This window comes from Polaromonas aquatica, from assembly GCF_042659145.1.
In the GTDB taxonomy this organism is placed as follows: Bacteria; Pseudomonadota; Gammaproteobacteria; order Burkholderiales; family Burkholderiaceae_C; genus Polaromonas; species Polaromonas aquatica.
On record NZ_JBHSRS010000018.1, the window covers coordinates 651,920 to 670,725 of the forward strand.

The window sequence follows — 18,806 nt, forward strand, 5'->3', positions numbered from 1 at the left end:
GCGCAAGTGGACCAGCTTCCCAACCTCCTGCTGTCCGGCATTTCTACCGGTAGCGTCTACGCGCTCGTGGCCCTCGGCTTCAATGTGATTTTCAAGAGCACCGGCGCCATCAATTTCGCCCAGGGCGAGTGGGTGATGATGGGCGGCATGGTGGCCGCGGCTGTCTATGCAGCCAATGCGCCGATTGGCCTTGCCGTGCTTTGCTCTATCGTGACCGTGGTGGTGTTTGCGCTGTTGAGCGAGCGCTTTATCGTGCGGCGCCTGCCGGTGCAAAGCCCTCTTACCGTGACGCTGGTCATGATCGCGGTGGCGATATGCTTCAAGAGCCTGGTGATGATAGTCCTCGGCAAAAATCCGATGGACCTCCCGAGCTTCTCGGGGAGCTCTCCCATCGTCATCGGTTCGCTGAGGATTCATCCGCAAACCCTGTGGATAGTCCTGGCTTGCGCCGTGGTGATGGTCAGCGCGCACTGGTTTTTTGAGCGCACCGTGCTGGGACGTGCCATGCGGGCTGTGGCAGCGCAGCCCGAAGCTGCGGCGCTGTGCGGCATGGAGCCCCGGCTGGCCATGGCGCTGTCTTTCGGCCTGGCCGCAGCGTTCGGTGCCATCGCAGGCATCGTCATCACGCCGCTCACGCTGACTTCATTCGACCATGGCACTGTGCTTGGCTTCAAGGGGTTTTCGGCGGCCATGCTGGGCGGGCTTGGAAGCCTTCCAGGCGCTTTGGTAGGCGGGCTGCTGCTGGGGCTTCTCGAGGCATTGTCGGGCGGTTATCTTTCCTCCCACTTCAAGGATGCAGTCGCTTTCATTGCCCTGCTTGCCACCTTGTTTTTTCGCCCGTCCGGCCTGTTTGGGCGTCATGCTGTGGAGCGCGTATGAACGGCATAACCACTGCCCCGTATTCGCCGCTGGGCCAGCGAAACCTGCGCGCGAAGCACATAGCCATCGTCTGGGCTGTCTTCGCCATCTGGCCGTTCGCTGCCGGCAACGATTACATGCTGAGTCTGGGCATCTTCTTTTTCATCAATCTGCTGCTGATTGGCGGCCTGAACCTGACCATGGGCTACGGCGGCCAGATCTCGATGTGCCAGGCGGGCTTCTTCGGCATGGGTGCGTACGTCTCGGGTGTCCTTTCGATGCGCTGGGGCGTCCCGCCGGTGCTTGGTGCCCTGGTTGCCATGGCGATGACCGCTTTTTCGGCCTTCGTCATCGGCTTGCCCGCCTTGCGCCTGAGCGGCCACTACCTGAGCATGGCCACGCTGGGCTTCAACGCCATATTGTCAGTGCTGTTCAACGAGCTGGTGTCTGTAACCGGCGGACCCAATGGCTTGTCGGGTGTTCCCCCCATGAGCGTATTCGGGTTTGTATTCGACACGCCTGGAAAATTCTTCTGGCTGGCGTGGGGGGCCGGGCTCGTGCTGATGTTGCTGGTGGCCTCACTGCTTGCGAGCCGCGCTGGCCGGGCGCTTCGCGCCGTCTCGGGCAGCGAGGTAGCGGCTGACAGCATGGGCATCGATCCGTTTCGCAGCAAGCTCGCCGCATTCATGGCTTCGGCGATCAGCGCTGGACTCGCCGGGGCCCTGTACTGCCACTTTAACCAATACGCGTCCCCTGAGACCTTCAGCTTCTCGGCTTCAGTGCTTCTGGTGGTCATGGTCGCCATCGGGGGCTGGGGCCACTTCTGGGGCCCGTTGTTCGGAGCGATGGTGTTTACGGCCATGCCGGAGTTGCTGCGCCGTATCCATGACGCCGAGCTGCTCGTCTTCGGTGCGTGCATGGTCGCGGTCATGCTGTTCCTGCCAGGCGGCATCGCAAGCATCGCAACCCGCCTGATCCGCCGCAGGCAGTCAGCAGCCGCTAAACAAAGAGAGAAAGCGGGGCGTCATGGCATCGCCTGAAACCAGCGCAACAACGGCAGGTTCACCTGCACCTGCGATCGAAGTGAGGGCGTTGACCGTGACGTTCGGGGGGCTTCAGGCCGTGGACAAGCTTTCGTTCGCGGTGGCGCCCGGCACCATCAAGGGAATTATTGGCCCCAATGGTGCCGGCAAAACGACTTTGTTCAATGCCATCTCCGGCATTACTTCACCGACAAGCGGAAGCGTCATGCTTGACGGCACCGACATCACTGCCTTGCGTCCGCATCAGCGCGCAGCGCTTGGTCTGTCGCGTACCTTTCAGAACCTGCAACTGTTTCCGCAGATGAGCGTGCTTGAGAACGTGATGGTGGGTGCGCATCCACGGATGTCTGCCGGGTGGCTGTCCGGCATGTTCGGATTGGGCGGCGTCGAGGAGCGTGCTTTTGAGGCCGAGGCTTACCGGCTGCTGGCCTTGCTTGGACTGGAAACGCGCGCCGGAGATCTCGCTGCGGACCTGGGATTTGCCGATGCCAAATTGCTTGAGATCGCCCGGGCGATGGCCGCAAAACCGAGGGTTCTGTTGCTTGATGAACCAATCGCCGGTGTTCCTCTGGAGGACCAGAACCGCATCCTGAAAGTTATCCGGGCCATCAATGCCGACGGGGTGACCATTGTGCTTGTGGAGCACAACATGAGGGTTGTGATGAGCGCATGTGCCGACATCCTGGTGATCAACTACGGCAAGCGCCTGGCGGAGGGAAAGCCGGCAGACGTCGCGCGAAATCCCGAGGTGATTCGTGCCTACCTGGGCGGTGAGGCTGTGCATGCTTGAAATAAATGGACTCTGTGCAGGCTATGGCGCATCCGATGTGCTGCACAACGTTTCGATCGCAGTTGAGCGCGGCTCCTTCCATGCGTTGATAGGGGCCAACGGGGCAGGCAAGTCGACCACCATGAAGGCCTTGTCGGGCTTGCTGAGGCCAGTGCGCGGAAGCATCACCTTTGAGGGCGAAGACATATCGCGGCTGCCTGCGGCCCGTGTCGTCTCAAGGGGGCTCGCGCTGGTCCCTGAGGGGCGACGGGTTTTTGGCCCAATGAGCGTGAGTGAGAACCTGCAAATGGGCGCTTTCACCGCATTGTTTCCGCGACGAAAGGGCGACCTGAGCGAGCGGCTCGAGTTTGTACTCGCTACATTTCCGCGCTTAAAGGAGCGGCTCCAGCAGATCGCCGGCACCCTGTCGGGCGGTGAGCAGCAAATGCTGGCGATTGGCCGGGCGCTCATGTCGGGGCCCCGCTTCCTGGCGCTTGACGAGCCTTCGATGGGTCTCGCGCCAGTCATCGTGGAGCAGGTGTTCGCCGCGCTGAAGCAACTACAGCGCGACGGCCTGACGATTCTGGTGTCCGAGCAAAACGCGAGCATCACGCTGGCGCACGCGGACTTCGGCCATGTGATGGAAAGCGGCGTGATAGCTCTGTCGGGGCAAGCCTCGGCCTTGCGGGACGATGACCGCGTGCGGGAGGCTTACCTTGGCATGTGATTCCGCAAAAACCGTATCGCTGCTGCCGGTGGACCCCGTGCTGGAGCGGGAATACAGCCTGCGCACGCGTCACCCCGAACGGGGCGGGATCTATGAACGACAGGCTCGCGCCAGCGCTGGGTTGCGAGCGTCGGTGAGCGGCTTTCGCACGATCCGCTACGGCGACTCGCCGGCTTGCCTGCTTGATTTTCTGCCCGCCGTGAAGCCTGTGTCAGACCGCGCGCCGCTGTTCGTATTTATTCACGGTGGTTATTGGCGTGCACTTGAGCGAGGGATCTTCACCTTCCTGGCAAAACCATGGCTGGACAGTGGCGTTCATGCGGCGTTTATCGGCTATGAACTTGCGCCACGACTGAGCGTGAGCAGCATCGCCGTGCAAGTGGGGCAAGCCATGGAGTGGCTGCGCGGCAACACGCAAGAACTGGGTGTCGACGCGGAACGGATAGTTGTGGCCGGCCATTCTGCCGGCGCACATCTTGGTGCCTGTGTGCTGGACGGACCCAAGGGCTGGCACGCCGCCGGCTTCGTGGGCGTGAGCGGCCTCTATGACCTTGAGCCCTTGCGGCATACCAGCGTGAATGCCGACATTCAGCTTGATCCACAAGAAGCGCGCGCGATGAGCCCCATGTGGCGGGACGCCGACCGTGCGACACGCCATCTTCTGGCTGTTGGCGGCGCCGAGACGGATGGCTTTCGAAGCCAGTCGATCGACTACGCCGAACACCTGCGCCGTCAGGGTTGCGCAGCCCAGGTGCAGGTGGTGCCGGGCTGCACCCATTTCGACATCCTCGACGTACTCGCTGATCCGCAAAGTGCACTGTTTCGCGATGCGCATGCGATCGTCGGTCACGACTGATCTTTTTTCATTTTTTGTTCAGGACGGCATCCCATGACCATGCTCAAACACAACCCTACCACGATCGCAGCGCCAGCCGGCGCCTATTGCAACGGCGTGTCGGCCCCGGGCGGCGGCCGCTGGCTGCATATTGCCGGGCAGGTGGGCATTGCGCCCGACGGCTCGGTGTCTGATGACTTTGATCAGCAGACCAAGGTGGCCTGGAGCAACCTGGTCGCTGTGCTTGAGCACGCGGGCATGAGCGTTGCCGATCTGGTCAAAGTGAATCATTTTCTGGTACGGCCAGGCGACATGGCCGCGTATGCCGCGATCCGGGCCGAATACCTCGGCGATGCGCGACCGGCGTCCACCGTCCTGATCGTGCAGGCGCTGGCCAGGCCGCAGTGGCTGGTTGAGGTCGATGCAGTGGCATGGAAGGCTTAAAGCCGGGATCTGGCTTGAGGCATTCCTCGTTGCCCAATGCTGACATGGCGGCGCTGCTGGCACGGCTGGCTCAGGCCCGCGTCGGCCAGCCCAGCCGCTACGAGGTGCCGTTTCCGCAGGCCCGTGCGCAACTGCTGGCTGAACGCGAGCCGTGGCTCAATGACGGTCCAGCCTGCGACGTCTCCTTGCGGAGTTTTTCGGCCGCCGGCCGGTCAATCGGCATGCAGGTGGTCCGGCCAGGGCAGTGCGAAGCCAATCGGGTCCTGGTCTACCTGCACGGGGGCGGCTGGTGCGTCGGGTCCTCGCGTACCCACGAGGCGATCGTCCGGCGACTGGCCCATGCGCTGAAATGCGTCGCCTGGTCAATTGATTACGCGCTGGCGCCCGAGCAGCCATTTCCTGCGGGCCTGGGTGACTGTGTAGCAGCGATCGAACAGGCTGCCCGCGAGCACCCGGGTGCCCGGATCATCGTTGCGGGCGATTCGGCCGGCGCCAACCTGGCGCTGGGCGCAGCCATGTACTTGCGTGACCGCTGCGCTGCGGGCATTGAAGCGACGCTGCCGGACGCGCTGCTTTTGTTTTATGGCGTCTACACCGATTCGCTCTCTGGCTCCAGCATGGCAGCCTATGGTGATGGCCGCTATGGCCTGTCCATCGCCGCCCATCAGCGTTACCTGAACGCGTATTTTGACCAGTGCCTGGACCAGAAGACGGATGCGGGCGGCGCACTCTCGGACCGGCGATACGCCTTCCAGCTCAATCCGGCGGCCGATCTGTCCGGCCTGCCGCCCACATTTCTTGTCGCCGCGGAGATCGACATTCTTCGCGACCAGACATGGGAGATGGCATCTTCCCTCCGGGCTGCCGGCAACGAGATGGACGTGATGGAGGTGCCGGGCGTTACGCATGGCTTCCTGGCATACGGAGCGGTGCTCACCGAGGTGGGTACGGTCATTGCCAGGGCCGCACAATTCGCGCAGCGTCAACCGTAATGTTTCCAGTACGGCACGAAGTCCAGGCCGCCACAAACCAGAATGCCGGGCGTGTGGGTGGAGCTCTGGAACGTGGCAGCTTGAATTTAATGTAAAAACAAATCATTTCCAATGATTACAGGCAACAACGGAGAGAGCCGCCATGAATTTCACCCTCACACCGGACATCTGCGAGTTGCGTGATCGCACGAGGCGCTTTATTGCCGAGCAGGTCATCCCTCTCGAAAACGATGCGCGCGAGTCCCGCCACGGCCCCGATGAATCGTTGCGCCACGAACTGGTTGGGCGCGCCCGCGCTGCGGGTCTGCTCACACCCCACGCTTCGCTTGATATGGGGGGACTCGGCCTGAGCCATGTCGCAAAAGCGGTGGTTTTCGAAGAAGCCGGCTACTCGCGGCTGGGCCCTACGGCGCTCAACATTCACGCACCCGACGAAGGCAATATCCACCTCATGGAAGAGGTGGCCACGCACGAGCAGAAGGAGCGCTGGCTGCGTCCCCAGGTCGCCGGAAAAACACGCTCGTGTTTTGCCATGACCGAGCCATCACCGGGAGCGGGCGCCGATCCCTCCATGCTGGAGACCAGTGCGGTGCGCGATGGTGACGACTACGTCATCAACGGCCTCAAGTGGTTCATCACCGGTGCAGAGGGCTCGGACTACGCCATCGTGATGGCGCGCATGGAAGACGGCTCGGCCACCATGTTTCTCACCGACATGGACCGCCCCGGCATCACGCTCGAGCGCAACATGGATGCCATGGACGCCTGCTTTACCGGCGGTCACGGCGTTCTGCGTTTTACCAACCTGCGTATTCCTGCCACCGACGTGCTGGGCGAAGTGGGCAAAGGTTTTCGCTACGCCCAGGTCCGTTTGGCACCGGCACGCCTGACGCACTGCATGCGCTGGCTCGGCCAGGCCCGCCGCGCGCACGACATTGCCCTTGAATACACCCGCCGCCGCCAGGCCTTCGGCAAACCACTGGCTGAACACGAAGGCGTTGGTTTCATGCTGGCCGACAACGACATGGATCTGCATACCGCACGCCTGCACATCTGGCATACGGCATGGATGCTGGACCAAGGAGAAAAGTGCAACTTCGAATCGAGCCGCGCCAAGGTCGTGTGCTCGGAAGCCGAGTGGCGCGTCGTGGACCGCTGCGTGCAGATGCTGGGCGGGCAGGGCGTGACGGGCGAGACGGCCGTGATGCGAATCTTCACCGACATGCGTGCCTTTCGCATCTACGACGGCCCAAGCGAAGTGCATCGCTGGAGCATGGCGCGCAAGCTGGTGCACCAGGCCGAGAAGGCCGCAGCCGCAGGAGAAGCCGCAGCGTGAGCGCGCTGCTGCCCCTTGAGCCCCTCGCCCGGTACCTGCGCAGCCAGGGTCTTTGTGGCAGCGAAGCCATAGCCATTTCTGCACTGTCCGGCGGGCAGTCCAATCCGACCTTCCGCATCACGGCTGGCGCCCGCAGCTATGTGCTGCGCAAGAAGCCGCCTGGGCAGCTCGTGGCCTCCGCACATGCCATTGACCGCGAGTACCGGGTCATGAGCGCCCTGCAAGGCACCGACGTTCCGGTGCCCCGGATGCTTGCCTATTGCGAGGACGATCAGATCGTCGGCACACCTTTTTACCTGATGGAGTTTCTGGATGGGCGCGTGCTGGTGGACCAGTCGCTGCCTGGCATGGAGCCCGCCGAACGCGCTGCGATCTACCGCGAGATGAACCGCGTCATTGCCGCCCTGCACCGCGTGGACTGCCAAACCGTTGGCCTGGAAAGCTATGGCAAGCCCGGCAACTATTTCGCGCGCCAGATCGCACGCTGGTCCCGCCAGTGCCGCGAGTCAACGCTACCGGTCAACGATGCCATGCAGCGGCTCATGGACTGGCTGCCGGAGCACATCCCGGCCGGCGACGAGACCACACTGGTGCATGGTGATTACCGGCTCGACAACCTGGTGTTCCACCCCAGTGAGCCGCGCGTCATCGGTGTGCTGGACTGGGAGTTGTCGACGCTGGGGCACCCGCTGGCCGATTTCTCCTATCAGTGCATGAGCTGGCACATTCCGCCGTCGCTCTGGCGGGGAATTGGCGGGCTGGACCTGGCCGCGCTCGGCATTCCCGGCGAGGCCGAATATGTCCGGATGTACTCCGCCGCCACTGGACGCGCCGCAGTGGAGAATTGGGACTTTTACCTCGCCTACAACCTGTTCCGCATGGCTGCCATCCTGCATGGTATTGCCCAGCGTGCAGCCGACGGCAATGCCGCTGCAGCCGATGCGGTGGAAACCGGCCGCAAGGCAGGCCCGCTGGCCGAACTGGGCTGGCAATGTGCGCAGCGGCACGCTGCCGCGCGGGGCTGAGCCAATCACCGGAGCGTTCATCTGGGCGATACTGATTGACCCGATGCGCGCCAGCGCCTTTGCACTGACAAACCGCCAACTGAATACCGAGACCGGACATGAGCATAGAACTTTCCAAAGAGGCGAAGAAGGAAGCCATTGCTTCCATAGAGCGTTACTTCCTGGTGAACATGGAAGAAAAAATCGGCAACGTCACGGCTGGCGCGTTGCTGGGTTTTTTTCTTGAAGAGATAGGCCCCAGCATTTACAACAAGGGCGTGGCCGACACGCAGGAGCGGCTGCAGGCGCGGGTGGCCGAGGTGGACATTGAGGTGCATGAAAGCGAGTTCAGCTATTGGCACAAGTTCGACAAGCAGCGCAAGGCGCGGCCATGAACAGGGCGCCTTTACACAAATAAGCGGACGGTCCTGTCGGATTGAAGCCGGCTTGTTCGTCGTGTAGGGACATCACCATTTTTTAGGTGAATGCCGGGTGCTATTGATTTTGTAGCTGGTTGCGCGCGCTGATATTGGCTGCTGGCACGATTTGATGCTCAAAAATGGCTGTTTTTGGGCGTCTGGACGGTTTCTGCCGGCGCTGGGAGCCGGATTTGGCGCCTGCAAGCCGTTTTCAGGCATCAAACTGGCCTGTAGCCGGGGTGTGGAGCGCGCAGTCAGCTATCAAAATCATAGTGAATTCAAAGACATCCCAAACACGGAGCTTTTGTCACATGTCCCTCAAACTCTATTTCCACCCGCTGTCCTCCTTCTGCCAGAAGGCGCTCATCGCCTTTTATGAAAACGGCACGCCGTTTGAGCCTGCGCTTGTTGACCTTGGCGAGGAGACTTCGCGCAATGCCTTCCTCAAGGTCTGGCCCATAGGCAAGTTCCCGGTGCTGGCCGATACCGAACGCGGCATGCTGGTCCCCGAGTCCAGCATCATCATCGAGTACCTCGCGCAGCACTATCCGGGCAAGGTGACGCTTGTGCCGGCCGGGGCCGACCTGGCGTGGCAGATGCGGCTTGAAGACCGCTTTTACGATCTTTATGTCAACGTGCCCGTGCAAAAAATCGTCACCAACAAGTTCAGGCCCCCAGGCCAGGGCGATGCCTTCGGTGTGGAGCATGCCAAAGGCGTGCTGCAAACGTCTTACGGCATGATCGAGCAGAAAATGGCGACGCGCACCTGGGCCACCGGTGAGGCCTTCAGCATGGCCGATTGCGCCGCCGCGCCTGCGCTGTTTTATGCCAACCTGGTTCTGCCCCTGGGTGATACGTATCCCAACACGGTGGCCTATCTGGACAGGCTGATGAAACGGCCGTCCTTTGCGCGTGTGGTCGAGGAGGCAAAACCCTACTTTGCGATGTTTCCCGGCTAGCGATAGCATTCTGGTCGCATCCCATTTGGGTATTCAATGCCGCCGGAGCCAGGAGAGTTGCCATGACCATCCACCTCGACCACACCATCGTGCCCTCGCGCCACAAGGTGGCGTCCGCAAAACTGCTGGCGGAGCTTCTTGGGGTGCCATGGTCGGCGACAGGCGTGGGGCCATTCGCCCCGGTGTTTGTCAACGAAGGCCTGACGCTGGACTTCAAGGACACCGATGAGGACTTTCCCGTTTACCACTTCTGCTTTCGCGTCAGCCAGCAGGAGTTTGATGCCATCCTTGCGCGCATACAGGCGGCCGGCATCAGCTACCGCAGCACGGTGCGCGGGCCGGACGACATGCGGGTGAGCGACTTCATGGGCGGCAGCGGTATTTACTGGAACCAGCCCGACGGGCACCAGTGGGAAATGCTGACGGTCAGCTACGCGCGGCCCTAGTACTGCAACCCGAAAATATCGAAACATGAAAACGCGCCTTCACACCCATGGCGGCGTTGCAACCCTTGTGAAGGCGCACGGCCTTCACTGCGGTTTGCGTCTTGCCCTGGGCGCGAATCCATCGTTTTCATCTTGTTTCGCTACTTCCAGGTTGCAGTACTAGCCTGGAGCTTGTGCTGCAGGAAAAACGCCAGCATCGCCGCCGAAGCCGAAGGCCCGTCCGGGTCGGTGTACGAACCCGCCGCATCGCCACCCGACCAGGCATGCGGGCCGGCGTCTATGCGCCAGTGCTCTACATAAGACGGGCCATTGGCTTCGCGGTAAACCACGCGTTCGGTGCGCTGCTCGCTGGCAGCGCCCACCGTGCTGCGGCTTTTCACCAGCGACAGGCCGGAGGCCTTGAGTGCCGCGAGCGCGGCGTCGCTGACGTAGTCGCCGTTGTCGGGGTGCACGGTGGTGTCGGCGCTGCCGTGAAACACGATGGTCGGCATGGCCGGTGCAGCGTGGCCCTTGGCGCCGCGCCGCATCGCACCGAAGGCCGACATCAGGTCTTGCGCCGCGCCCGAGGGCAGGCCGGAGTGCACGCCTACCGCGGCAAAAATGTCGGGGTACAGGCCGGCCACCACGGCCGCCATGGCGCCGCCTGCGGAAAGCCCGGCGACATAGACCCGTGCCGGGTCGGCATGCCGGCCCTTGTAGTCGCCAGCCAGCACGTGCCGTGTCAGCGCGGCGATCATGCCCGGTTCGCCCTGGTCCAGTTGCTGGTGATCGGGTTCAAACCAGTTCCAGCAGCGCTGGCTGTTGGATTTTGAAGTCTGTTCGGGGTAAAGCACCATGCACTGGTGTTCATCGGCCAGCGCGTTCATGGCCGTGCCGCGCGCAAAGTCCTGCGCGTCCTGTTTGCAGCCGTGCAGCAGCACGATCAGCGGCATGGGCGCCTGGCCTGGTTGGTCGGCGCTGTCCGGCGCGGCCGGGATATACAGCCGGTAGGGGTACTGCTCGCCGTCAAACAGGAAGGAATGCCCGGCAAACGCTGGCGCCCTGGGTGCCCGTGGTTTTGGCGCCTGGTGCGCGGGCTCTGCGTCGTTGGCTGCCGGCGTGGGCGTTTGGCGGTGCGGCGCGGGGCTGCTGGCGCGCCTTTCGGCCGTATCCATGCCCATGCCCGAGCCCATGAGGGCGTTCTGGATGATGCGTGTGGCGTCCATCAGCCGCCCCATGCCTGTCATCTGGGTGGCTCTGAGCAGGGTCTGGCTCAATGATTTGCGGGTTTGCGATTTCGACACGATGGCTCCGATCTGGCGCAAAATGTTGCACCGCAGCAAAGAATACGCCTTTTAAAGAGCCCCTGCTTTCAAAAGCCTGCTGAAAACTGCCGCAAGTGTTAACTTCTGAGACTATCTGAGTCGAACGATGCTTCTTTTTGGTGCTTAAATACAACTATTGTTGATAAATTGCACGACCAAGGCTGAAAGTGTCGTTATTCAAATACACCCAGGTAAAGATCGCCGCCAAGGCGCAACTTCACTCCGTAACCCTTCACCGTTCATGCCGTGACTGAAATGACCCATTTGCCCACACATCACATCCGCCAGATGAGCATTGCCGACTACGAGGGTGTTATCGGCATGATGAGGAGCACTCCGGGAGTTTCATTCCGCGATGCAGATTCGAGGGATTCAACGGAACGATACCTGCTGCGCAACCCGGGGCTGAGTTTTGTCGCGGTGGCGTCCGATGCACTCGTCGGATGCGTCATGTCCGGGCACGATGGGCGTCGCGGTTACCTGCAGCACCTGATGGTTCTTCCATCCCACCGGAACCAGGGCATCGCATCCAGCCTTGTCGAAAGCTGCCTGGGCAGCCTCGAAAGCCTCGGAATCCTGAAAAGCCATATCGATGTTTTTCAAACCAACACCCTTGCTCAGCATTACTGGGAGGGCAGGGGCTGGAAGCTCAGGACAGATATCCGGCGGTATTCATTTGTACGTTCTGGTGGCGATAGCGCCTGAATTTGGCGCCAGCAACTGGCATTCCAGTCAGGCTTTTTGCCGGCAATTTTCAAAACTGGCCACAAACACCGCGCGTGCCAGGACGTTCCACACTTGTTGCCCAGACCATGAGGGCGGCCACGCTCACGCAGGCGCCCAATATGCAGACGCCAGGCCAGCCGCCCCGTGCATAGACCGCGGTTGAAGCCAGGGCGCCCGCGCCGCTACCCACAGCGTAAAACAGCATGTAGCACCCCACCAGGCGGCTATGTGCCTCCGTTGAACCCTGAAAAATCAGGGCCTGGTTGGTGACGTGCAGTGCCTGGCAGCCCACGTCGAGCAGCAGGATGCCGACGGCCAGCCACCACAACGAGGTTTCCAGAAAGCTGAGCGGTATCCATGCAAGAAGCAGCAGGGCGAGGGCTGCCGCGCTGGTCCTCTGGCTCCAGCCCTGGTCCGCCCATCGGCCGGCTCGTCCGGCAAAGAGGGCACCTGCTGCGCCGAGCAGTCCAAACGCGCCTATAGCCGAATGCGATAACGACAAAGGCGGCGCACTGAGCGGCAAGGCCAGCGCACTCCAGAAAATGCTGAACACGGCGAACATCAGCAGCGCCAGGCTGCCTCGAACCCGAAGCATCCGGTTTGTCAGCAAAAGCGCAAGCGTCGAGCGGACGAGTTTGAAATACGGCAAGCGCCGGGCTGGCACCGCTTGAGCCGGCAACTGCCGCCAGATCAGTGCGGCAAGCATGACCATGACAGCCGCCGAGCCGGCGTACACGCCCCGCCAACCGGCCAGGTCCGCAATCACCCCGGACCAGACCCTGGCGAGCAGGAGCCCCAGGACCACGCCGGCCTGTGCGGCCCCCACAACCCGCCCGCGCTCCTGGGGCGCGGCGACGCTTGCCGCATAGGCAATCATGCCCTGCGTCATCGCCGTGCCCAGCAGCCCCACGGCCAGCATGCCCGCCATCAGGCCGAAGGCGCTCCGGCTCATCGCCAGCCAGGCAAGTGCAAGAACCAGTCCCACCAGTTGCAACCGGGCGAGCCGACGGCGGTCATGCTGGTCTCCCAGGGGCACGAGGAATAGCAAGGCAAGCACGGACCCTGCCTGCGTGGCAGTCACCACACCGCCGATGGCTCCGAGCGAGACACCAAAGTCCGCCGCCAATCGGTCGAGCAAGGGTTGCGCGAAGTAAACATTGGCGACGCTTACCCCGCTGGTACAGGAAAAAAGAGCCACGAGTTTCCGGGGCATGACTGCCGTAGCGTTCGATGAGTTATTGGGCATTGTTCAATCTGGTTTCAATATAAAACCAGATGGAGCATAGTATGATTGGTTTTAAAATGCAACCAGATCAGGTAAAACTGCTCGTTGAAGGTGGTCTCAATGGCTGAACGCAAACGCATGAATACTGCAGCCTGCCCGGTGGCCCGGGCGCTTGATGTGATCGGTGACCGCTGGTCATTGCTGATAGTGCGCGACGCCTTTGATGGCATAAGCCGGTTCAGCGATTTTCAAAAAAACCTGGGCGTGGCACGCAACATCCTGGCTGCCAGGCTCAAGGCATTGGTAGAGGCAGGCGTCCTGGAGGCCCAACCCGCTTCTGACGGTACGGCCTATCAGCAGTACATGCTCACGGCGAAGGGGCAGACCCTTTTTCCCGTCATCGTCGGGCTGCGGCAATGGGGTGAGGGCAACCTTTTTCGCCGAAATGAACGCCATTCAAGGATGGTCGAAAGAGCGAGTGGCCAGGCAGTTGCGCAGCTGGAAGTGCAAAGCACCGACGGACGGCAACTGGCGTTCAACGATGTGGTCGTCGTTGAAAAGGCGACGTAGGGATACAGCGTGCCGGGTGGCTGCTGCGCGTGGCGTAAGCGGTTGCCGGCGCTGACGCAGTTGCCAGGAGTCAGGTCTTACGCTGGCTGAGTATCAAACCGGCGCGTAGGCGCCTGTGCCGCCTGGCCAGGGCGTCAGCACCTCATATCCCTCGGGCGTCACAGCCACCATGTGTTCCCACTGGGCGGACAGGGACCTGTCTTTTGTCACGACGGTCCAGCCGTCGGGCAATTGCCTGGTGTCGCGTTTGCCTGCGTTGAGCATGGGCTCGATGGTGAAGACCATGCCCGGCTCCAGTTTGAGGCCTTCCCCGCGCCGCCCATAGTGCAGCACCTGCAGGTCCTCATGGTAGACCTGACCAATGCCGTGCCCGCAGTATTCGCGCACCACGCTGAAATGTTCCCGGTGCGCGACCGACTGGATGGCGTGGCCGATATCGCCCAGCGTTGCGCCCGGCTTGACCTGGCGGATGCCGGCCAGCATGGCTTCGTAGGTTGTCTCCACCAGTCGCCGGGCCAGCACACCGGGGACCCCGACAAAGAACATGCGGCTGGTGTCGCCGAACCAGCCATCCTTGATGACGGCGACATCAATGTTGATAATGTCGCCCTTCTTCAGGATCTTGCCGGGTGAGGGGATGCCATGACACACCACCTGGTTGACGGAAGTGAGGATGGTCTTGGGATAGCCCTGATAGCCCACGTTGGCGGGAATGGCGCCCTGCACATTCACGATGTGGTCGTGGCAGATTTTGTCCAGCGTCTCCGTGCTTACCCCGGGCACGATATGTGGCCCGATGATGCCGAGAACTGCTGCGGCAAGTGTGCCGGCCCGCCGCGCCATTTCGATATCTTCGGCGGACTTGATGGAAACGCCGCGAGCCATCAGCGTTTGCCGGTCGAGGATGCGCGGGGCTTGCCGGGTCGGGCCGTGACGGCCGCGGTGATGTCCAGCCCCCCCGCGAGTTCAGCCCGTACCAGCAGCTGGCAGATTTCCCGGTGGTCCAGCTCCGGGTGCATTTCGGTCAACATGCCGACGCGCATCCAGTGCTCTGCCTGTGCATTGATGGACCTGCTCAGCGCGTTGCCCGCCACGCGCAGGTTCTCATGCATCAGGTCCGAAATTTTTACAATGCCCACAAACAGCCTTTTATATGAAACATATATGAATTATATGTGTTTCGTATATTCTGGCCCTGTCCGGAACGCGGAGCCTTAATAAACCGGCCGCCTGAGCGTCATGACCCAGTTGGTTTCCCAGTTGCGGCCCTTGTCTTCGGAAAATGCCTGCTCCCAGCGGGCGCTGGTAGGCGTGATGCCGGTCCACAGAAACCGCACGCGGACCGGCCGGCCCTCATGCATGTCCATGCCTTCAAAACGGCCCACGCCCTTGCTGAACGCTCCGGTCACGGGCGGCTGCAGCAGGCCGTCGCGGTGGCTGACCCAGTAAATGTTCCAGAGCCGGGTTTGCGGGTTGAAAAAGCGCAGGGCCATGCCGACCGGGCCGATATCTTCCGCTATGAGGTCGTTCATGTTGCCCAGCCCGCCCAGCAGCAGGGCGCCGTCCTGGACGGCGTCAAAGTCTTCCCATTCGGTGCAGCCCTGCAGGCGCTGGACGAGGCGCTGGTTGCTGACCAGCCAGCGGCCGGTGATGAAGTTGAAGTCGTGCCGGCCGTCCTCCAGGACGGGGCTTGGGGCGAATAAAGTTTCTGTCATGGCCTTCCTCCGGTTGATGTCTTGCGGGCCGTGTGCGGCGCCGTAAAACCAAGTCTAAAAAGGTAATAGGGCAATTTCAGCCCTGATTAAGCGCTAGACTTTCTGCATGTATTCCCCCACGACGCGTGTGCTCACGGTGCTGGAGCTGCTGCAAACCCACGGCCGCCTGAGCGGCGCCGAGTTGGCGCGGCGGCTGGAGGTGGACGGCCGCACCTTGCGCCGCTACATCAGCAAGCTCGAAGACCTGGGCATCCCGGTGGTGGCCGAGCGCGGCCGTTATGGCTGCTACAGCCTGATTGCCGGTTTCAAGCTGCCGCCCATGATGTTCACCGACGATGAGGCGCTGGCGCTGTCGATAGGCCTGGTGGCGGCGCGCGGGCTGGGCCTGGCCGAAGCCGCGCCCGCCGTGCAAAGCGCCCAGGCCAAGCTGGAGCGCGTGATGCCGCAGAACCTGAAAAACCGTATCCGCGCCCTGGGCGAGACGGTGACGCTGGATTTGCGCGGCTCGGTGGCGCCGGGCGACAACACGGCCCTGCTGGCGTTGAGCGCCGCAGCGCACGGCTGGCAGCGTGTGCACCTGGCCTACCAGGCCGCCGATGGCGAGGTGAGCGAGCGGGACTTCGACACTTACGGCCTGGCCTTCCGGAGCGGGCGCTGGTATGCGGTGGGGCTGTGCCACCTGCGCGGCGGCCTGCGCTCCTTCCGGCTGGACCGGGTCCGGCAGGTCCAGGCGCTGAATGCGGTGTTCACGCCGCCGGCGGACTTCAATGCGGTGCAGCACCTGGCGCGCGGCCTGGCCACCATCCCGCGGGCCGTGTCGGTCAGCGTGCTGCTGCGCACCGGCCTTGAAGCTGCGCAGTGCCAGTTGCCGGAAAACATAGGCGTGTTCCAGCCGACCGAAGAAGGTGTGCTGCTGCACAGCCAGACCGATTACCTGCCGTGGTTTGCGCGGCAGCTGATGGCTCTGGCTTGTGAGTTCGAGATCCGCGAGCCGCCGGCCTTGCGTGAGGCCTTACGCGCCGTGGCGCAGCAGATGCTGGATCAGCACGCCGCGCCGTAAAAACCAAAGGCCATCGCCGGTTTTTCACCACTGATGAGTTCGGCCATCGCCTTGCCCGAGCCTGCGCCGTGCGTCCAGCCCAGGGTGCCGTGGCCGGCATTGACCCAGAGCTTGCGCACTTTGGTCTGGCCGATATAGGGAATGTTGGTCGGCGTAGCGGGGCGCAGGCCGGCCCAGAAGCTGGGCGTGCCGCCTTCTTCCTCCAGCCGCGTATCGCAGACGCCGGGCAGCACTTCCTCGATGCGCCTGGCCAGCATGCGGCAACGGGCCCTGGCCAGCGGCGTGTCCAGCGACAGGTCGTAGCCGCCGACTTCAATCGTGCCGGCCACCCGTAAATGTCCGTCCAGGCGGCTCATGGCGCATTTGACTTCGTCGTCAATCGTGCTGACGTAAGGGGCCAGTTCGGGCTTGAGAATTTTGAAGGTGGCGCTGTAGCCCTTGCCGGGGTAAATCGGCAGGTCCACGCCGACCGTGCGCAGCAGCGGCGCGCTGAAGGAGCCGCAGGCCACCACCACCGCATCGGCCTTTAATTCAAGAGCTTTTGTGCCCCTGGCCCCCGTGTTGCGCGCGCAGACAGCTATGGATTCGATAGCGCCACCAGCCTTCTCAAGGCGCGTGATGTCGTGGCCGTATAAAAAAGTCGCGCCCCGGCTGGCGCAGTGCCTGGCCAGCGCCTGGGTGAACACGCGTGCGTCGCCGCTTTCGTCGCTGGCGGTGTAGGTGCCGCCCACAATGTGCTGCGCAAATGATGTGAATGCGGGTTCTATCTTCAGGAGTTCGTCCCGGCTCACGACCCGGCGTTCCACGCCGTAGCGGCGCATCAGTGCGGCCGCGTCGCCTGCGGTGTCGAAGGATTTCTGGTCGGTGAAGTAGTGCGCGATGCCGCGCTCCAGCCGGTCGAACCTGATGCCTGTGGCCCTCACCACATCCTTTAGCGCGGCATGGCTGTAGGCGCCGAGCGCCACCAGTTGCTGCACATTGCGCTCGAACGCCGCATCATTGCACTGCGCCAGGAACTGCAGGCCCCAGCGCCACTGCTGCAGGTCGAATTGCGGGCGAAACAGCAGCGGCGCGTCGTTGCGGAACATCCACTTGAAGGCCTTGAACGGCGCATCGCGGTTGGCCCAGGGCTCGCAGTAACTGACGGAGATTTGCGCTGCATTGGCAAAGCTGGTTTCCAGCGCGGCGCCCGGCTGGCGGTCCACCACCGTGACCTCATGGCCGCGCTCGAGCAGGTGCCAGGCCGTGCTCACGCCGATGATGCCTGCGCCCAAAACAATGACTTTCATGCCGAGCCTCCGAACCACTTTGCTTTTTTAAAGTGTGCCGCAAGTTGCTTTCAATTAAAAGCAAAATTAAACTCTTGCTGAAAACATCAGCATGACTAATACAAACAGAGCTTTGGCAGCATTGCAGACATGAGCACCTTTGACCCCGACGCCCTGGAGTGCCTGGCCGCCATTGTGGAAGAGGGCGGTTTCGAGCGTGCGGCGCAGCGCCTGTCCATCACGCAGTCGGCGGTGTCGCAGCGCCTGCGCGCGCTGGAGTCGCAGGTCGGCACGGTGCTGATCGTGCGCAGCCGGCCGCTCAATGCCACTGCGGCGGGGCAGTTGCTGCTCAAGCACACCAAGATGCTGCGCCTGCTGCGCGCGGACCTGGAGCGCGACCTGCAGGAGCTGGCGCCGAGTTCATTGGGCGGCGCGCGGGAAGAGGAGCGCATCTCCATAGCGATCAACGCCGACAGCATTGCCACCTGGGCCTTGCAGGCCCTCACCGGGCTGGCGCGGCAGGGCCTGCCCATGGAAATCATCACCGACGACCAGGACTTCACCCACGAGTGGCTGCGCGAAGGCCAGGTGCTAGGCTGCGTCACCACGCTCAAACAGGCCTTGCGCGGCTGCAGGGTGGCGCCGCTGGGTGCGATGGAATACATCGCCATTGCCGCGCCGGCTTTTGCGCAGGCCCGCCTGGGTGCGCAGGGGCTGCTGACGGCGCACAACTTTCGCGATGTGCCGTTTGTCGCCTTCAACCGCAAGGACGACATGCAGGCCGAGTTTGTGGGCAAGGCTTTCGGGCTCAAACGCGTCACGCTGAACCAGCTGTTTGTGCCCTCGTCCGAGGGCCAGGTGCGTGCAGTGCTGGCGGGCTGGGGCGTGAGCGTGGTTCCGCGCCTGCTTGCGCAGGGCTTGCTGGAGCAGGGGCAGCTCGTCAACGTGGCGCCCGCGCACACCTTGCCGATACAGCTCTACTGGCACTGCTGGAACCTGGCGTCGGAGGTGCTGGACGCCCTGACTGCGGCGCTGAAGCAGGCCGCTGGCGCCGCGCTGGCAACTGCGGACGGCCGGCCGTAGCCGCCGGCCATCAAACGAACCTC

The 18,806-nt window shown here is 62.6% G+C and carries 22 protein-coding genes; 16 read left to right on the top strand and 6 right to left on the bottom strand.

Annotation, left to right across the window (positions count from 1 at the left end; translation table 11 throughout):
* Window positions 1–6: 6 nt before the first annotated feature.
* From ACFQND_RS11570 to ACFQND_RS11625, 12 genes are all read left to right on the top strand, one after another.
* Window positions 7–879, top strand: coding sequence for a branched-chain amino acid ABC transporter permease (locus ACFQND_RS11570; RefSeq protein ID WP_371438528.1), 873 nt, complete (start codon window positions 7–9; stop codon window positions 877–879).
* On the top strand, window positions 876–1,898 hold the full coding sequence (locus ACFQND_RS11575; protein WP_371438527.1) for a branched-chain amino acid ABC transporter permease: 1,023 nt from the start codon (window positions 876–878) through the stop codon (window positions 1,896–1,898). The genes ACFQND_RS11570 and ACFQND_RS11575 overlap by 4 nt, the downstream gene beginning before the upstream one ends.
* Window positions 1,885–2,691: an ABC transporter ATP-binding protein gene (locus ACFQND_RS11580; protein ID WP_371438526.1), complete on the top strand. Its 807-nt coding sequence runs from the start codon at window positions 1,885–1,887 to the stop codon at window positions 2,689–2,691. The genes ACFQND_RS11575 and ACFQND_RS11580 overlap by 14 nt, the downstream gene beginning before the upstream one ends.
* Window positions 2,684–3,397 (top strand): ABC transporter ATP-binding protein, encoded by a 714-nt coding sequence (locus ACFQND_RS11585; RefSeq protein WP_371438525.1) that lies wholly within the window; start codon window positions 2,684–2,686, stop codon window positions 3,395–3,397. Before ACFQND_RS11580 ends, ACFQND_RS11585 begins: the two co-directional genes overlap by 8 nt.
* On the top strand, window positions 3,387–4,253 hold the full coding sequence (locus ACFQND_RS11590) for an alpha/beta hydrolase (protein WP_371438524.1): 867 nt from the start codon (window positions 3,387–3,389) through the stop codon (window positions 4,251–4,253). Before ACFQND_RS11585 ends, ACFQND_RS11590 begins: the two co-directional genes overlap by 11 nt.
* A gap of 33 nt (window positions 4,254–4,286) precedes the next feature.
* Window positions 4,287–4,676, top strand: coding sequence for a RidA family protein (locus ACFQND_RS11595; RefSeq protein WP_371438523.1), 390 nt, complete (start codon window positions 4,287–4,289; stop codon window positions 4,674–4,676).
* A 29-nt stretch (window positions 4,677–4,705) separates the two neighbouring features.
* Window positions 4,706–5,668: an alpha/beta hydrolase gene (locus ACFQND_RS11600; protein WP_371438522.1), complete on the top strand. Its 963-nt coding sequence runs from the start codon at window positions 4,706–4,708 to the stop codon at window positions 5,666–5,668.
* A 142-nt stretch (window positions 5,669–5,810) separates the two neighbouring features.
* On the top strand, window positions 5,811–7,004 hold the full coding sequence (locus ACFQND_RS11605; RefSeq protein WP_371438521.1) for an acyl-CoA dehydrogenase family protein: 1,194 nt from the start codon (window positions 5,811–5,813) through the stop codon (window positions 7,002–7,004).
* The gene (locus tag ACFQND_RS11610) at window positions 7,001–8,029 is read left to right on the top strand and encodes a phosphotransferase family protein (protein WP_371438520.1); all 1,029 of its coding nucleotides are present in this window, start codon (window positions 7,001–7,003) and stop codon (window positions 8,027–8,029) included. The genes ACFQND_RS11605 and ACFQND_RS11610 overlap by 4 nt, the downstream gene beginning before the upstream one ends.
* 98 nt (window positions 8,030–8,127) lie before the next feature.
* Complete coding sequence (locus ACFQND_RS11615) at window positions 8,128–8,403, top strand: DUF2164 domain-containing protein (protein ID WP_371438519.1); 276 nt, start codon at window positions 8,128–8,130, stop codon at window positions 8,401–8,403.
* A gap of 335 nt (window positions 8,404–8,738) precedes the next feature.
* Window positions 8,739–9,386, top strand: a complete 648-nt coding sequence (locus ACFQND_RS11620; protein ID WP_371438518.1) for a glutathione S-transferase family protein — start codon at window positions 8,739–8,741, stop codon at window positions 9,384–9,386.
* Between the two features lie 62 nt (window positions 9,387–9,448).
* Window positions 9,449–9,832 carry a VOC family protein gene (locus ACFQND_RS11625; protein ID WP_371438517.1) on the top strand — a complete coding sequence of 128 codons (384 nt, stop codon included), beginning with the start codon at window positions 9,449–9,451 and terminating at the stop codon, window positions 9,830–9,832.
* A 140-nt stretch (window positions 9,833–9,972) separates the two neighbouring features.
* Here the strand turns inward: ACFQND_RS11625 and ACFQND_RS11630 are convergent, their stop codons facing one another.
* Window positions 9,973–11,115, bottom strand: a complete 1,143-nt coding sequence (locus tag ACFQND_RS11630) for an extracellular catalytic domain type 1 short-chain-length polyhydroxyalkanoate depolymerase (RefSeq protein WP_371438516.1) — start codon at window positions 11,113–11,115, stop codon at window positions 9,973–9,975.
* Between the two features lie 309 nt (window positions 11,116–11,424).
* On the opposite strand from ACFQND_RS11630, the gene ACFQND_RS11635 reads away from it, so the two are divergent.
* Window positions 11,425–11,841 (top strand): GNAT family N-acetyltransferase, encoded by a 417-nt coding sequence (locus tag ACFQND_RS11635; RefSeq protein ID WP_371438515.1) that lies wholly within the window; start codon window positions 11,425–11,427, stop codon window positions 11,839–11,841.
* Window positions 11,842–11,890: 49 nt separating this feature from the next.
* On the opposite strand, the gene ACFQND_RS11640 is transcribed toward ACFQND_RS11635, so the two are convergent.
* A complete protein-coding gene (locus tag ACFQND_RS11640) occupies window positions 11,891–13,075 on the bottom strand; it encodes an MFS transporter (protein ID WP_371438514.1) in 1,185 nt (394 codons plus the stop codon).
* 132 nt (window positions 13,076–13,207) lie between these two features.
* Here ACFQND_RS11640 and ACFQND_RS11645 point away from each other — a divergent pair, with 132 nt between their 5' ends.
* Complete coding sequence (locus ACFQND_RS11645) at window positions 13,208–13,657, top strand: winged helix-turn-helix transcriptional regulator (RefSeq protein ID WP_371438513.1); 450 nt, start codon at window positions 13,208–13,210, stop codon at window positions 13,655–13,657.
* Between the two features lie 93 nt (window positions 13,658–13,750).
* Here the strand turns inward: ACFQND_RS11645 and map are convergent, their stop codons facing one another.
* From map to ACFQND_RS11660, 3 genes are all read right to left on the bottom strand, one after another.
* The gene (map, locus tag ACFQND_RS11650; RefSeq protein WP_371438512.1) at window positions 13,751–14,542 is read right to left on the bottom strand and encodes a type I methionyl aminopeptidase; all 792 of its coding nucleotides are present in this window, start codon (window positions 14,540–14,542) and stop codon (window positions 13,751–13,753) included.
* Window positions 14,542–14,796: a ParD-like family protein gene (locus ACFQND_RS11655; protein WP_371438511.1), complete on the bottom strand. Its 255-nt coding sequence runs from the start codon at window positions 14,794–14,796 to the stop codon at window positions 14,542–14,544. The genes map and ACFQND_RS11655 overlap by 1 nt, the downstream gene beginning before the upstream one ends.
* Before the next feature lie 75 nt (window positions 14,797–14,871).
* Complete coding sequence (locus ACFQND_RS11660) at window positions 14,872–15,372, bottom strand: hypothetical protein (protein WP_371438510.1); 501 nt, start codon at window positions 15,370–15,372, stop codon at window positions 14,872–14,874.
* A gap of 106 nt (window positions 15,373–15,478) precedes the next feature.
* On the opposite strand from ACFQND_RS11660, the gene ACFQND_RS11665 reads away from it, so the two are divergent.
* Window positions 15,479–16,432, top strand: a complete 954-nt coding sequence (locus ACFQND_RS11665; protein WP_371438509.1) for a helix-turn-helix transcriptional regulator — start codon at window positions 15,479–15,481, stop codon at window positions 16,430–16,432.
* Here the strand turns inward: ACFQND_RS11665 and ACFQND_RS11670 are convergent.
* Window positions 16,414–17,721 (bottom strand): D-amino acid dehydrogenase, encoded by a 1,308-nt coding sequence (locus ACFQND_RS11670; RefSeq protein WP_371438508.1) that lies wholly within the window; start codon window positions 17,719–17,721, stop codon window positions 16,414–16,416. The two genes, ACFQND_RS11665 and ACFQND_RS11670, sit on opposite strands and share 19 nt — an antisense overlap.
* 129 nt (window positions 17,722–17,850) lie before the next feature.
* Here ACFQND_RS11670 and ACFQND_RS11675 point away from each other — a divergent pair, with 129 nt between their 5' ends.
* Complete coding sequence (locus ACFQND_RS11675; RefSeq protein WP_371438507.1) at window positions 17,851–18,783, top strand: LysR family transcriptional regulator ArgP; 933 nt, start codon at window positions 17,851–17,853, stop codon at window positions 18,781–18,783.
* The last annotated feature ends 23 nt before the right edge of the window (window positions 18,784–18,806 follow it).

Bases quoted from the DNA above. Each gene is read 5' to 3' on its own strand.
- ACFQND_RS11575 (WP_371438527.1), top strand. From the start codon at position 876: ATGAACGGCATAACCACTGCCCCGTATTCGCCGCTGGGCCAGCGAAAC.
- ACFQND_RS11580 (WP_371438526.1), top strand. From the start codon at position 1,885: ATGGCATCGCCTGAAACCAGCGCAACAACGGCAGGTTCACCTGCACCT.
- ACFQND_RS11585 (WP_371438525.1), top strand. From the start codon at position 2,684: ATGCTTGAAATAAATGGACTCTGTGCAGGCTATGGCGCATCCGATGTG.
- ACFQND_RS11595 (WP_371438523.1), top strand. From the start codon at position 4,287: ATGACCATGCTCAAACACAACCCTACCACGATCGCAGCGCCAGCCGGC.
- ACFQND_RS11605 (WP_371438521.1), top strand. From the start codon at position 5,811: ATGAATTTCACCCTCACACCGGACATCTGCGAGTTGCGTGATCGCACG.
- ACFQND_RS11615 (WP_371438519.1), top strand. From the start codon at position 8,128: ATGAGCATAGAACTTTCCAAAGAGGCGAAGAAGGAAGCCATTGCTTCC.
- ACFQND_RS11620 (WP_371438518.1), top strand. From the start codon at position 8,739: ATGTCCCTCAAACTCTATTTCCACCCGCTGTCCTCCTTCTGCCAGAAG.
- ACFQND_RS11625 (WP_371438517.1), top strand. From the start codon at position 9,449: ATGACCATCCACCTCGACCACACCATCGTGCCCTCGCGCCACAAGGTG.
- ACFQND_RS11635 (WP_371438515.1), top strand. From the start codon at position 11,425: ATGAGCATTGCCGACTACGAGGGTGTTATCGGCATGATGAGGAGCACT.
- ACFQND_RS11640 (WP_371438514.1), bottom strand. From the start codon at position 13,075: ATGCCCCGGAAACTCGTGGCTCTTTTTTCCTGTACCAGCGGGGTAAGC.
- ACFQND_RS11645 (WP_371438513.1), top strand. From the start codon at position 13,208: ATGGCTGAACGCAAACGCATGAATACTGCAGCCTGCCCGGTGGCCCGG.
- map (WP_371438512.1), bottom strand. From the start codon at position 14,542: ATGGCTCGCGGCGTTTCCATCAAGTCCGCCGAAGATATCGAAATGGCG.
- ACFQND_RS11660 (WP_371438510.1), bottom strand. From the start codon at position 15,372: ATGACAGAAACTTTATTCGCCCCAAGCCCCGTCCTGGAGGACGGCCGG.
- ACFQND_RS11665 (WP_371438509.1), top strand. From the start codon at position 15,479: ATGTATTCCCCCACGACGCGTGTGCTCACGGTGCTGGAGCTGCTGCAA.
- ACFQND_RS11670 (WP_371438508.1), bottom strand. From the start codon at position 17,721: ATGAAAGTCATTGTTTTGGGCGCAGGCATCATCGGCGTGAGCACGGCC.
- ACFQND_RS11675 (WP_371438507.1), top strand. From the start codon at position 17,851: ATGAGCACCTTTGACCCCGACGCCCTGGAGTGCCTGGCCGCCATTGTG.